The organism is Sagittula sp. SSi028, from assembly GCF_048553715.1.
GTDB lineage: Bacteria > Pseudomonadota > Alphaproteobacteria > Rhodobacterales > Rhodobacteraceae > Sagittula.
This window is the reverse complement of the sequence record NZ_JBLZNC010000019.1, coordinates 1-13,714: the sequence shown is the minus strand read 5'-3', so window position 1 is coordinate 13,714 and position 13,714 is coordinate 1. Positions and strand designations below refer to the sequence as shown.

The 13,714-nt window shown below is 57.0% G+C and carries 10 protein-coding genes and 1 pseudogene; 6 read left to right on the top strand and 5 right to left on the bottom strand.

Going from position 1 to position 13,714, the window contains the following annotated elements; translation table 11 throughout:
- Positions 1-501: 501 nt before the first annotated feature.
- From ACN5AZ_RS18065 to ACN5AZ_RS18050, 4 genes are all read right to left on the bottom strand, one after another.
- Positions 502-2,040 (bottom strand): aminotransferase class V-fold PLP-dependent enzyme, encoded by a 1,539-nt coding sequence (locus ACN5AZ_RS18065; RefSeq protein ID WP_419430302.1) that lies wholly within the window; start codon positions 2,038-2,040, stop codon positions 502-504.
- A 134-nt stretch (positions 2,041-2,174) separates the two neighbouring features.
- Positions 2,175-3,521, bottom strand: a complete 1,347-nt coding sequence (locus tag ACN5AZ_RS18060) for a hypothetical protein (RefSeq protein WP_419430301.1) — start codon at positions 3,519-3,521, stop codon at positions 2,175-2,177.
- On the bottom strand, positions 3,518-4,291 hold the full coding sequence (locus ACN5AZ_RS18055) for an outer membrane lipoprotein-sorting protein (protein ID WP_419430300.1): 774 nt from the start codon (positions 4,289-4,291) through the stop codon (positions 3,518-3,520). Before ACN5AZ_RS18055 ends, ACN5AZ_RS18060 begins: the two co-directional genes overlap by 4 nt.
- The gene (locus ACN5AZ_RS18050) at positions 4,288-6,861 is read right to left on the bottom strand and encodes an efflux RND transporter permease subunit (protein WP_419430299.1); all 2,574 of its coding nucleotides are present in this window, start codon (positions 6,859-6,861) and stop codon (positions 4,288-4,290) included. Before ACN5AZ_RS18050 ends, ACN5AZ_RS18055 begins: the two co-directional genes overlap by 4 nt.
- A gap of 311 nt (positions 6,862-7,172) precedes the next feature.
- Here ACN5AZ_RS18050 and ACN5AZ_RS18045 point away from each other — a divergent pair.
- Positions 7,173-8,140 (top strand): annotated as a pseudogene (locus ACN5AZ_RS18045) (IS5 family transposase).
- A gap of 40 nt (positions 8,141-8,180) precedes the next feature.
- On the opposite strand, the gene ACN5AZ_RS18040 reads toward ACN5AZ_RS18045, so the two are convergent.
- Positions 8,181-9,095: a LysR family transcriptional regulator gene (locus tag ACN5AZ_RS18040; RefSeq protein WP_419430298.1), complete on the bottom strand. Its 915-nt coding sequence runs from the start codon at positions 9,093-9,095 to the stop codon at positions 8,181-8,183.
- Positions 9,096-9,231: 136 nt separating this feature from the next.
- Between ACN5AZ_RS18040 and ACN5AZ_RS18035 the strand changes: the two genes are divergently transcribed.
- From ACN5AZ_RS18035 to ACN5AZ_RS18015, 5 genes are all read left to right on the top strand, one after another.
- Positions 9,232-10,044 (top strand): transporter substrate-binding domain-containing protein, encoded by an 813-nt coding sequence (locus ACN5AZ_RS18035; RefSeq protein WP_419430297.1) that lies wholly within the window; start codon positions 9,232-9,234, stop codon positions 10,042-10,044.
- Between the two features lie 67 nt (positions 10,045-10,111).
- On the top strand, positions 10,112-10,876 hold the full coding sequence (locus ACN5AZ_RS18030; RefSeq protein WP_419430296.1) for an amino acid ABC transporter permease: 765 nt from the start codon (positions 10,112-10,114) through the stop codon (positions 10,874-10,876).
- A complete protein-coding gene (locus tag ACN5AZ_RS18025; protein WP_419430295.1) occupies positions 10,876-11,745 on the top strand; it encodes an amino acid ABC transporter permease in 870 nt (289 codons plus the stop codon). Before ACN5AZ_RS18030 ends, ACN5AZ_RS18025 begins: the two co-directional genes overlap by 1 nt.
- A 3-nt stretch (positions 11,746-11,748) precedes the next feature.
- Positions 11,749-12,504 carry an amino acid ABC transporter ATP-binding protein gene (locus tag ACN5AZ_RS18020; protein WP_419430294.1) on the top strand — a complete coding sequence of 252 codons (756 nt, stop codon included), beginning with the start codon at positions 11,749-11,751 and terminating at the stop codon, positions 12,502-12,504.
- 19 nt (positions 12,505-12,523) lie between these two features.
- Positions 12,524-13,378, top strand: coding sequence for a D-amino-acid transaminase (locus ACN5AZ_RS18015; protein WP_419430293.1), 855 nt, complete (start codon positions 12,524-12,526; stop codon positions 13,376-13,378).
- Positions 13,379-13,714 lie beyond the last annotated feature (336 nt).

Genomic DNA, 13,714 nt, shown 5'->3' with positions numbered 1-13,714 from the left:
ATCCTTGGTCTGAATCGGCTCCGATTACCTGGACTATGCGGTGCAAACGACGAATTCCTCCTCGCCGCAACCGCCCAAAACCTCCGGAAATTGGCCAAGATCCTTCCTGCAACGCAGCCACCGCGAACAGCCTGACTGGAAAGGTGCTCGCGTTCCATTTCGGGGTCACTATTCTGCGCCAGCGAACGAGTGTTTTTCCAAAGAATCGGCTCAAACCCGACCTTCGCCGCCGGCACGTTCGTCCGGTTGCAACGCAAACTTTCCCCGACCACGCCACGGCTTCGGTGCGGGTGCATTCGTCCACTCCGCGCCCATTTTACAAAAAATCCGGGACAGTCTTCTTTGCTAAGGGGAAATTGTCGCGACACTAATAATCCTATAATTGTATTCGCGCGGCCCATGGACATCCAATGCCATCAAGGAATCACACGGCAAACTCCGCAAAACATTGTTCCGCCCTAATCAAACCAACGGAATGGGAGCCTACCAATAATCCTTGGGTTAGAAGAGAAAACTCGCTGCACGCGAAAGGTAGGAGATCAGGCCTGTTCTGGGGGATTCACTGATTTCGGAGGGCTTGAGATCAAATTTTGCGGAAACTGGACTGAACATGCTTGTTTTTGAGTTGGCGTGATATCGATTTCGATGAATTCGAGACATGCGCGGAAGGTCGGCGACTGCTGACAGAACCCGTTCGACCTCGGCATCACTGAACAAAGCCGACAGATTGAAGCGGACAAAGCCTGGGCGTTCGAGTGCGTGCCCCAAGGCGATCGAGCCAAAGATACGGGCCTCGGCCTCCGGCCCGAAGTCCAGCAAGCGATGGGCATAGGGGCCAGCGCAGGCGCAACCGCCGCGCGTCTGCAGGCCATGGAGATCGCTCAGAAGGCGGGTGGCATACTGATAATGCACCGGCGCGCCTTCGTCGTCCTGTGCGACAAAGGAAAAGATCGGCAGACGCGGGATCATAGGGTTGCCCAGCACCGACAACCCAGCCTGAGACCCCAATCGCTCCAGACCGAGTTGGGCTAACTCTGCATGACGTTTGTCCAGATAATCTTGGCCGATCACGTCCTTCACCAACACCGCAAGGCCCGCCCGGATGTCACCGAGAATGTTCGGTGTGCCGCCTTCTTCACGGTCCTCTATGCGTGGCGAATATTGCGCTGTGCTGGGGGAAACGTAGACAACCGTGCCGCCACCAGGCCAGCTGGGTGTGCTGCGGGTGCAGGCTGCGCGACGCACAACCAGCACACCCGAAGCACCGGGGCCGCCGATGAATTTGTGCGGCGACAGGCAGATCGCGTCAATTGTCACGCCACGTGCGGGTTGGACCGAAATCGGAAGGTAAGGGCCGCCGCCCGCGTAGTCCCATACCGAACGCGCACCGTATTCCTGCAGCAGACGCGTTACTGCGGCCACATCGGTCAACGCTCCGGTAATGTTGGAGGCCGCAGAAAAGGTACCGATCAGCAGCGCGCCATCGGGCGCGTCCTCCAACCCTTGGCGAAGGACATCCATGTCCGGACCGCCTGTAACTGCCTCGGGGATCTCGACGACGGTCGCGCCGCTTTCGCGCCAAGGCAGGATATTGGAATGGTGTTCGTAGGGGCCGTGGAACACGATGACGGGGCGCCCCTGAGCGACGGCCCCCGGCACGTCGAACAGGCAAACCAAGCGGTTCAGCCCTGCGGTTGCGCCGGAGCCTGCGAAGACCACTGCGTGTTCCTCTGAGGCACCGCAATGGCGTCCGATCAACGCACGCGCCGCCTCGCGCAGCTCAGTTGTTCGCGCGCCTGAGTAAGACGCTTCGGTGTGCGTATTCGCGTAGGTCGGGAGCACCTCTTCCATCATAAAGCATTCGACCTGACGCAAGGCACGGCCGGATGCCACGTAATCTGCGTAAAGCATGGGCTTGGGGCCGAAGGGGCCGTCGACCTTGGCTGACTTGCCAATCAGCCCGGCGCGCAGCCCGTCGTGTCCCCCGGCGAAAAGCCCCTCGCGGAATTCGTGGAAAGGATCAGCTGTCAGGGTGTTCATATACATGCGGTACGCCCATTACATATAAATTTTAGAATATTTGTTCGTTAAATCAAAGCTCAATGGCGAAAAGATACCATGAGGGTGGTGTAGAAACAGTAGCGAAATCCTTACCAAGGCCACGCCTCCCGCAATCAAAAGCTCCAGCGGGCGGAAATGCTCAAAGCGGAGGCATCGCGGAACTGGCCAAATGGCGTGTCTCTGTCGCCATAGAATTTTGACAGCCCAAGCCCGACCGAAAGCGCGTCGTTCACATCGTAATTCGCGGACAGGCGAATGCGCCCATCCTTGTGATCCGGAGCGTGGAGCAAGAAGGCCGAGGCCTGCAGCGTCTGATTGAGGAACAACCGTGTCAGGCGTAAGGTCGCCACGTCGCGCAGCTCGGGCACGGCGACCGCACCCATGGGCAATGCTGCGCGGCTGGCGTCATGATGAGACATCTTTGTCCGGCTGTATTGCAGACCCAAGGTGGTGTTCTGGGCGATTTCACGTTCATGTCCCAACAGAAGGCGCCACTCACTGTTGGCAATCTTCGGATCCGTCCCGTCCCGATCCTCGACGCTGTCATAATGGCCGATTTCCGCATAGCCGATCCCGCCCAGCAGGGGGCCGCGCAGCGATGCACCCAGCACGTTGAGCCGCGGAAATATCCCTCGCCCCTGTGAGTCTTGGCCCGCCGGGCTTTTCCAATGGCCGCTGTAGCCATACAGCGCGCCCTCCCAAGAGCCGAAGGTCCGGTAAAGCCGCAGCGCGGTCTCGATCCCGTCGGGGCGATCGAGGCGTGGCGCGGTGGCCGAGGGCTGCCCAGTGGCGGGATCAGTAAAGCTCAGCCGTTCGCCGGTGACGATCCGGTCGGTTTGTCCCGGTGCCATCACGGCAAGGTCAACGTTTACCACGTCGAAATACCCGGACACACGGATCGCATCCACGGGCGCCTTTAGATAGTCATCGGCGCGGCCTGCGAAGAAACTGGGATAGTCCTTCGGGAACAGGTCGTTGATAAAGATCATGTCACCTGTGCCCCAGGTCAGGATCTGCCGCCCGGCGCGCACGTCGATGCGGTCGGACAGGCGAAAGAAGACATGCGCCTCTCGCAGGTCGATCGGGCCTTCGCCTGTGCGCAGGTCGATGTCCGCGTTCCCGACATCGTCAAGGATTCCGTCGACAGCCAAGGTCCAGATCACGTCGTGGCCCGCTTCGGCATCCAGATGAAAGCGCAGCTCCGACAGGGGCGCGTCGCCTTGCAAAGGATCATTTTGCAGACGGCCGGCGTGGCGCATTTCCAGAAAGCCGCTCACACGTGGTCCGGCACCGGTCCCGGGGGCAACGGTGTCCTCCCCGATCGCGGCGGCGCTGGTGGCATCCAGGATCGGGCCGGTGCCGCTGCCCAACCCTTCCAGCCCCTCAGGGAGCGCCGTCGACTGGGCCTGCGCCCCGGCGGCATACAGTGCCACGGCAAAAGTCAGGATGACGCGTCTCATTTCAGAAACTGTTCCGGTGCGGCGCGCAGGCTGCGTTCCGTAAACACATCACCCGGCAGGCCCACGTTGTATTTAACCCGGCTGTAGGTGATGGTTGTCGCACCGCCCATGGCCTTGTCCGTCATGCGCGCCTGAGTGATTGTCGGCACGCCCTGGATCTGCTGCACTTTCAACGCCTCGAAGGTGCGATAATGAGTGCCGGAGCGGTCGAAATATTCTGCCTTCGTCGGCAGGAAGGTGCCCCGATGGACATGCATCCGGTACTTGGCGAATTCCACACCACGTGTCGATTTCGGTGTGCTTTCAAGGATGTAGAAATCCGAAGTCGTCTCAACGAGCGTGTGGTTGTCTTCCAAGGGGGATCGCCCGGAGACATCCTCGTAGAAGAAATGCGAGCCGACGAAACTAGTGCGTTCATCCGAGGCCGCGATACGCCGCACCACGTCGAGCGCGGGAAGATAAAGCCATCGGTCATCGCTGGCGCGCGGGTTTTTCCAGACGAGAAAGCTGGTGTCGTTCACATCCGCCGGGCGCGAGAAATGCACGTAGAACTCTTGCTTGCCGTTCACACCGCCGGTGGTGCGGCGCAGGATCACCATGTCACGCGCGCGATTGCCGCCTTTGCCGGTGATCTTCATCGACACGTTGGCACGTCCATCAGCACCAGCATAATAAAAGGCCGCCGACGCGCGGTTGGCGATCTCCTGTGCCGTTTGGGCGAGGGCCGGCACCGGCAGCAGCGAAAGGATGAGGAAGGCAAAAAGTCTCATGCGGTTTCTCCTTCAACGGAGTTGGAAATCTTGTTTTTGAACAACCAGTTTTGGCAGAGAGTGACCAACGCGGGCAAAATCACCAGCGATGCCACCCCCGAGATCAGAAGGATCATCGAAATAAAAACGCCAACGGTTTGATACGGCGTCAGAGGGGCGAAGATCAGCGGGGTAAAGCCCACGCCCACAACGATCACGTTGCGAAAAATCGCCCGCGCCGGTTCACCGAAGACCACCGGGATCGCCTCCTTCCACGATCCGGTGCGGCCGACAATTTCACGCGAGCGCGCCATGAAGTGGATTGCGTAGTCCACCGCCAGCCCCAGCGACAAAGACGAGAGCACCGCGATGGGCATGTCGTAATCCTTGCCGACAAAGCCCAGCAGCCCATACATCACGCCGATGGACATGGTCAGCGGGATCATCGACAGCGCCGCCCAAAGAAGCGAGCGATAGAGCACAGTCAGCATGACCAGCACCACGACAAAGCTCGAGGCAAAGGCCGTTAACATCCCCGTCACCATCTTTTGCTGCCAGACGACGTTGATATAGGTCAGGCCGAACCAGTCATGCGACAGCGCCACCGGCGGCGGATTTGCGGCGACCCATCCATTGACCCGGTCAACCACGGACTGCATGTCGCGGTTGTCGCCAGAGGTCAGCTGCAGCCAGATCGAAGAGGACCGGTAATCCGGCGTCACAAAGTGCCACAAATCATTCGGCCGGTGACTGGATTGAAAGGTTATAAGCGTCTGCGCCACGCCCTCGGCGCTGTCGGGGATGCGGTACTGCGCCTCTTCGCCCAGCATCAGTTCGCGGTGGACGGTCTTGACGATCTCGTTTAATCCATTCGACTTGCCGACAAGATCGCTGTCGCCCAGATGCGCCTGCAAATCGGCCATCCAATTGAGCAAAGCAGGATCCTTGAATATCTGGCCGCGTTGCCCCACCTCGTCGAGCGTAATCAAAGCCTCATCCCAAGCCATATAGGCCGCGTCGTCAGCAGCGTCGTCCCGTTGGGTCTCGGCCAGAGTGCGCATCTCTTCGAGGCTGCCCTCCGACTGCAGTGTGGCCGCCACGTCTTCGTCCAACCGGGCCAGATCCTGCGCCGTGATCTGCGTCTCCGCGCCCTCGGCCTGAAGCGCAATATAAGCCATGTAGGTGCCGCCAAAGGCCGCATTCAGCGTGCGGTCAGCAACACGGATCGGGTGGTCGGGCTGAAACCATTTTACCGGGTTGTCGTTGATGCGGATCTGGTTGATACCGACCCAAGCCGCACCATAAAGCGCCACGGTCACAAGCGCGATCAGCTTGGCGTTGCGATAGGCCGCCATGCCGAGCTTTGGCAGCGCGGTGGTCTTGCTTTCGGTCCGCCCAAGCCCCCGCAGGCTCTCGGGCGACATCGACATCACGTAGGCGGGGACCAGCATCATCGTCAAAAGCCACGCCAGCATAACGCCCACGGCGACGAAGATGCCAAAGACCTGTACCGGCGGGATGTCCGCCAGCGCGAGCGAAGCAAAGCCCACCGAGGTCGTCAGCGAGGTGAACAGCATCGGTCGCCACAGCGCCACCATGACCTGCCGGATAGTCTCATAGCGGTCGCGCAGGCGATGGTATCGATCATGGAATTCAGACAGCACGTGAACGGCGTCCAACACCGCAATAGGCATAATAAAGACCGGGATCATCGAGGCCATGATGTGGATGGTATTGCCTGTCACGATCAGCAGGCCCATGGTGATGAGCACGCTGGCCATGGCCACGATCATCGGCGCCACAATCAATTTCACATTGCGGAAGAAAAACCACATCAGTCCGAAAATCAGCAGCATGGCAAGCGGCGCGGAAATCGCCATCTGGATGAACATCTCGACGCCGAACTGGTCTTGGGCGATGGTCAGTCCGGTGATGTGGTAATCATCACCGTTGTTGAACCTGTCGATCTTGCCCCTTAAAGCCTGCGCAACGCGGTAGCTGTCCCGTTTTTCGTGGATCGGCAGGTATAAGGCCATAGACCGCCCGTCGCCGGACACCAGCGTATCGTCGTATAGTGGAATGCGTTTCGCCTTTTCCGCAACAGCCGCGGCTTCGGCCTGTGTGGTTGGCGGTTCTTCCATCAGCCATTCAAAACTGACGGCCCCCGATCCGGCTTGTTCGATATTATCCACGGCAGAAGGCGCAATCACGTCTACCCGAACAACGCCGCGCGGATTGCCCTCGGCGTCGGTCCAAGTCTGATCGAACGCGAATTCTGACAGCGCATGAATGTCCGCCAGACTGCCGGGCGTGAACACGCCCGTGGCGCGCGTTTCGTTGACGACGCCCACGACGATAAAGTCGTACAGCCCGAACTGTTCCTTCATTTCGTTATGGAAGACCCTGACCGCTTCATCCTCGGGCAACATGTTCTCGGGATCGGTGTCGATGGTGAGGGGATGGAGAATGCGTGCGACGGGTGGCGACAACGTCGGCACCAGTACGGCAAGGAACAATAGGAAACAGGCCAGCCCAGTGGCCCGAAAGATGAGATTCGGCCGGGAAACGCCGAGTTCGGAGAATGGATTCATGGCAAAACGCTTTAAAAACTGTTGTACGTTAAAGAGATTACGCGACGCCGATCGGGCCCCTGCGCGAAGAAAAATCTTAATTGAATGGATGGCAGTGTAGGGGCGAAAAACGAATGGCGCAATTCTCCGCTTTGCCTGAATTAACATGCGCCATGCATTTTTCACAGCGAGTAGGCGAAAGGCTGACCTGATCCTGGCAAATGTCAGACGGGCCGATCGACACCTTCAATGCGGCGCCCAGGTGGCTAGGGTCAGGATGCATTGATTTCGGTCTCGCTGCATGATTCACGGCTCCGAAAAGGAGCGGTGAGATGAGCGATCTCTTCTGGCTGAGCGATGCGCAGATGGCGCGTCTGGCTCCCTTCTTTCCCAAGTCGCACGGGAAGCCCCGGGTTGATGACAGGCGGGTGTTGAGTGGGATTATCTTCATCAATCGCAATGGTTTGCGCTGGCGCGATGCGCCCGCCGTGTATGGCCCACGTAAGACGCTCTACAGCCGGTGGAAGCGTTGGAGCGAAAAGGGCATCTTCGCGCGGATGATGGCCGGACTGGCGGCGGAACACGGTGAGAAGACGACTGTGATGATCCCCTCTCGGGACATCACTTCGTGATGCCCTGCCGGGCAGTGGACACGACATACCTCAAGGCCCACCGAACGGCGACCAGCATGGTCGTCAAGTAAGGAGGGTCAGGAATTGATCTGGGGGATCAATTCCCCGACGAACGGGGGCGTGGTCGCCTGATCGGTCGAACCAAAGGCGGCATGAACCACTGCCCGGCAGGGTATTTCCGAAGGAAATGTCCCGAGAGGGGCCAAGCTGCACGCCATCTGCGACAGTAAGGGGCGACCAATCGACCTGTTCGCTACCGCTGGACAGGTGAGCGATTATATCGGCGCCAAGGCCCTGCTGCGCGGCCTGCCAAAGGTCAAATGGCTGCTTGGGGATCGCGGCTATGATGCTGACGGGTTCAGAGAAGCGTTGCAGGACAAGGGGGTACGCGCCGTTCAGGGCCGATTTGATCCCCCGGATCAAATCTTGTCGCCCCTCACCCCAGGCCGGAAGAAACGCAAGACGCCGGTCAAATACCCCTCTCGGGCCATCACTGCGTGATGCCCTGCCCGGCAGTGGACAAGCGCAGATACAAGCGGCGTAACCGCATCGAGATCATGTTCGGTAGGCTTAAGGACTGGAGGCGTGTCGCGACCCGCTATGACCGATGCCCCAAAGTGTTCCTCTCAGCCATCGCGCTCGCGGCTCTCGTTATCTATTGGTTATGAATCCTGACCCTAAATGCTGGGCCTTCGGGGAGTAGCGAGACTATAATGGTGGGGCCATGTCTGACTGCTGCCAGATCTTTTCAACAAGATCTGATTGCATACTTGGTTTGCGCAGCAGAACCACGTCGAGTTCCAAGACCATAGATCGCCCTTTTAACTCAACAAGATTGCCGAGAGAAATATCTTGCGCGGCTACACTGTGCGGCAACCAGCCCATGCCCGCTCCGTTCAATATCATCCTGCGAATGGCTTCAGACATCGAGTTTTCAAAAACCGGGTAAAACACAACGCCATGACCCAAATAGGACTTGGTCAGAATCTCCTGCATCTTGCCCAGAAAACAACCGCTAGAATACGACACCAGTGGCAGTGCCGCATTCCCTGAATTGCTGGTCAGGGCGGTCTCAAATTCATCCTCGTCTTTAAGTGTTGAAACAAGGACCAGAGGGTCCTTCATGATGGTCCGTGACTGGAATTGCGATGTTTTCAAAATTGGAGGGCCCAAAACATGATCGTAGCACATAGCCAGTTCGCACCGGCCCAGCGACAGGCTTTCCAAGCAGTCATAATAGTCGGACGCATGCATCTGGGTTGTGAAGGAACCGACGTGGGATTGCAGAGCTTTCGCAAAGTCAGGATATACACACAGTGCTATAGAATGCAGCGCGCTGACGCTTAAAACATCACTGCCCGGCACTGCCAAATCACGGCATTCATCGCGCAGCCTGTACATATCTTGCGCCAGATTTCGACCTGCTTCGAGTACGGTTTCACCTGCTGGTGTCAGTTTTACAGGGTATGTACTGCGATCGATCAACTGCGTTCCGACCCAGTTTTCTAAGGCTTTTATGCGCCTGCTAAAGGCCGGTTGCGTGATGTTTCGTGCCGTTGCGGCAACCGAAAAATTGCGTGTCGCATCAAGTTCGATGAGATCTTCCAGCCAAACCAGCTCCACAAACTATACCTTTTTTGCATAGGTCATCAAAAATAGGCATTAGATGCGCTTCACGATTCCTGCAAGCGTTAAGCCACAACAATGAAGCAAACGCTTTTTGCGGGGAGACTGCGCTATGAGAACTTTTACGACTCTAATGACAACAGTGGCACTGGTCGCAACAAGCACCTCAAGTGCTTTTGCCGCTTGCACGAACGAAACCTGGAACAAGATTAATGAACGCGGCAAGATCGTCGTGGGTGTCAAAGCCGATACCAAGCCTTGGGGCTATCTGGATAGCAGCGGTGATCTGGTCGGGATGGAAGCAGACATGGCGGCCGAAGTTGCCGAGGTTCTGGGCGTTGAACTGGAACTGGTCGGGGTTCAGTCCTCTAACCGGATGCAGTTTCTGGAGCAGGGCAAGATTGATCTGATGATCGCAACCATGTCCGACCGCGCGGATCGACGCGAAATCGTCGGCGTGGTTCAACCCAATTACTACACATCCGGCACCAATATCATGGCGCCCAAGGCGCTTGAGTTCTCTGATTGGTCAGAGCTCAGTGGCAAACCGGTCTGCGGCAAGCAGGGCGCATTCTATAACAAGATCGTCGAAGAGCGCTACGGCGCAAACGTAATCGCGTTCACCGGTAACGCAGAAGCCAAACAGGCGCTGCGCGACAAGAAATGCGTGGCATGGGTCTATGACGACAGCTCGATTGCCGCGGATCTGGCCTCGGGTGAATATGACGACTACGAAATGCCTCTGAACACCGAAGATGACAACCCGTGGGCTTTGGCGGTGCCCAAGGGCGAAGAAAGCTGCGTCTTTGGCAAATTCATGTCCGGCATGCAATACGACTGGCTGCAATCTGGTCATCTGCTGGAACTGGAGGCCAAATGGGGCATTCAGGAAAGCGCCTTCCTAAAATCCCAGCAGGACCGCTTTAAAGACTGGCTGGCCGATTAATCCGCTCACTCCCTGGGGGCTGCCAATGTGATTTGGCGGCTCCCGCATTGCATTCGCCGGATACATCATGATCGAGTTCGTCCAAGATTTTTTCCGCAACATGGCGGAGACTTATCCCAAGTGGAATTTCATATTTTTCTATGACCCAGTGCAATGGGAACGGGTCGTCAGTGGCTTTTACGTAACCGTCCAACTGTCGATCATCTGCGTGATCCTCAGTGTGATCATCGGTATCGTCGGCGCCTGGGCCCAAGGATCACCATCGCGGATCATTCGTTGGGTTGTGCAGGGCTATATTCAGTTCTTTCGCAATACGCCGCCGTTGATCCAGCTGCTGTTTTTCTATTTCGCGCTAGGTCAGTTTACACCGACGGTCACAGGACCGGACGGCTGGACCGAACAGCCCATAATCTCGAATATCGGCTGGGCCATCATCTCGCTGTCCTTTTTTGCCGGTGCCTTTAATGTCGAGATCTTCCGCTCAGGCATCGAAGCAGTGCCCAGTTCCACGCTGGAGGCGGCAGAGTCGCTCGGGTTCAGCCGTGCGCAGACCTATGTGAACGTGACCTTTCCGCTGGCCCTGCGTGTCAGCCTGCCTGCACTGAACAATAATCTGATCAACCTCGTCAAAACCACAACACAGGCAATTGCGATTGCCGTGCCCGAGTTGCTTTATGAAATGGTGTCGATTTGGAACGACTATTCCTCGGCCCAGAATGCGGCAATGACGGTACTGTTCTTCACCTATATCGCGCTGGTCGGCGTCCTCGCCTTTGGCATGCATAAATGGGAAAACCATCTTCTGGTGCCCGGATTTGGAAAGGCGAGCTGATGACCTATTCCATGAACACCAAAACCGATCTCCCGGTCATTCTAGAGCCCAAATACCGCGAGCCCGATGCGATTGGATTTTCACGCTGGCTCGCCTCGATGCCGCCCTGGGTTCTGCCCACTGCGGCGGTTGCGATGATCCTCTGGCCTGCGATCGCACAGGCGCAATCAGTTTATTCCACCGAAAAGATTATGGGCATCATGGCCAAATGGCTGCCTTTGCTGGTGACACAGGGCTTTCTGATGAATGTGGTGATCAGCTTTTTCACCATGCTCATTGGCACGATCGCGGGGGTGTTTGTCGGGCTGGGCCGGGTGTCAGACAACCGCATGATCCGTGCCATCTCTTGGCTGATTGTTCAGCTATTCCGCAATTCTCCATGGCTTGTGCTGTTGTTCATCGTGATGCTTACTCTGCCGTTTGAGATACGGATCGCGGGTACCTATATCCCTGTGCCCGACTGGATGAAGGCGGTCTTTGGTCTCAGCCTGCCGGTCATGGCCAATATCGCCGAAATCGTGCGCGGCGCGATCCAGTCGGTGCCTTCGGCGCAATGGGAAGCGGCCCAGAGCCTCGCCTTCACACGCCGACAAATCATGTGGCAGATTATCCTGCCGCAGTGTTTCAAACGCATGATCCCGCCGTGGATGAATTGGTATGCCATCATGACCATGGCAACGCCGCTTGTCTCGCTTTTGGGCGTAACGGAGCTCGTCACCCTGTCCCGGCAGGCGATGGAGGCCGAAGGCAACAACCCCTCCCTGCTGATGCCTTTCTTCGGCTTCGCACTCATCATCTTCTTTGCATATTGCTACCCAATCGCACGGCTGACCATGCGCCTGGAAAGCAAATTCGCAGTAAAAGGCTAACACATGTCAGAACAGAGCTGGACCGAAGACCAACCGATTGTCTCTCTGAAAGATGTCCGCAAATCCTTTGGGACTTTTGAGGTGCTTAAAGGCGTTTCAATGGACATCATGAAAGGCGAGGTGATCTGCATCATCGGCCCTTCTGGGTCGGGAAAGTCTACCCTGATCCGCTGCATTAACGCGCTGAACGACATTCAGGCTGGGTCTATCACCATCGAAGGGCAAGAGGTGCACGATGCCAATCTTGATAAGCTGGCGCTGCGCAAAAAGGTCGGCATGGTCTTTCAGCAGTATAACCTTTTCCCGCATAAGACCGCGCTTGAAAACGTGATGATGGCGCCGGTCAAGGTGCTGAAACAAAACCGCGAGGCGGTTGAAAAACGCGCGCGCGCCCTGATTAAAAAGGTGCGGCTTGAGGGGAAGGAAAACGCCTACCCTGGTGAACTTTCCGGTGGTCAGCAACAGCGTGTGGCCATCGCACGTTCGCTGGCAATGGACCCGGACGTGATGTTGTTTGACGAGGTGACCGCCGCGCTTGACCCGGAAACCGTCAAGGAGGTGCTGCTGACAATCAAAGAGCTGGCCGCGGACGGCATGACCTGCATTCTCGTCACCCATGAAATGGGTTTCGCGCGCGAAGTGGCCGATCACATCTATTTCACCGACAAGGGCGTAATTGTGGAACATGGGCCGCCGGACACATTCTTCGACAAAGCCTCTGACCCTCGCACCAAGGAATTCCTTGGGCAGATCCTTTAACGATCAACGGATAAGTCCAATGCGAACAGTTTATGTCAATGGTACATTTCTCCCTGAAGATCAGGCGCAGATTTCCATCTTTGATCGCGCGGTTCTTTTTGCGGACGCGGTCTATGAGGTGACGGCCGTTGTCGGGGGCAAGCTACTTGACTTTGATGGTCATATGGCGCGCTTACGCCGATCCCTGAAAGAGCTGGACATGGTAGAACGCTTTTCTGATCAGGAACTATTAAAAATTCATCGGTCACTGATTGAAAAGAACACACTCCAAGAAGGTTTGGTTTATCTTCAAGTCACCCGTGGTGTTGCAGATCGGGACTTCGATTTTTCACGACTGGACGCGGATCCGGGATTGATCCTGTTCACCCAAGCAAAGGATCTTATCAACAATCCGTTGGCAGAGCGCGGCCAGTGCATTACCTTGGTCGAAGACCTGCGGTGGGCACGTTCAGATATCAAGACCGTGCAGTTGCTTTATTCGTCTCTGGTGAAGTCTCGTGCGAGCGAGGCCGGTGCGGATGATGTCTGGCTGCACCGCGACGGCAAGGTCACAGAAGGGTCATCAAACAACGCTTACATTGTGACAGACAACAATGAAATCATCACGCGTGAACTGTCTCGTGACATCCTGCACGGGATTACCCGGCAGGCGGTTTTGAATGTTGCGCGTCTGCATCAAATGAAAGTCGTGGAGCGCGCATTCACAATAGAAGAGCTGCGGTCAGCGAAAGAGGCCTTTTCGACTTCGGCATCGGGGTTCGTCAATCCGGTTGTACGTGTAGACGATCAGGAAATTGGCACTGGTCAGCCGGGGATCGTCACCAAATTGCTGCGGGCAAATTACATAGCAGCCAGCCTGCGAACCGCGATTTAGCGGATCACCTGTTGAGCCAGTTTGTCAAAACCTACCCGCCTTTGTGCCTTTCCTAACGAAGGTCGGCTTATCGTGGCGCAGAGGAGAGTGTAACATTCTCTTCGGGCTGGCTGGCGACCTCTAGCAGCGAAAACCAAGCGCGGTTTCGTTGCAACTACGCTGCCGCAGTGCCGCAAGGCAGCTGTGAGCCCAATCGGTGCATTGCTGCGCGGCGAAGAAATGGGATGGTAATCTCCCCATTTTTACTGGGGTCCAGCCGTAGAATTCAGGCGGCTGTTTTCAGTTTCATGGCGGGTGTTATGCCGCCGATGCCCATGTTGGGGCGCTCGTTGTTGT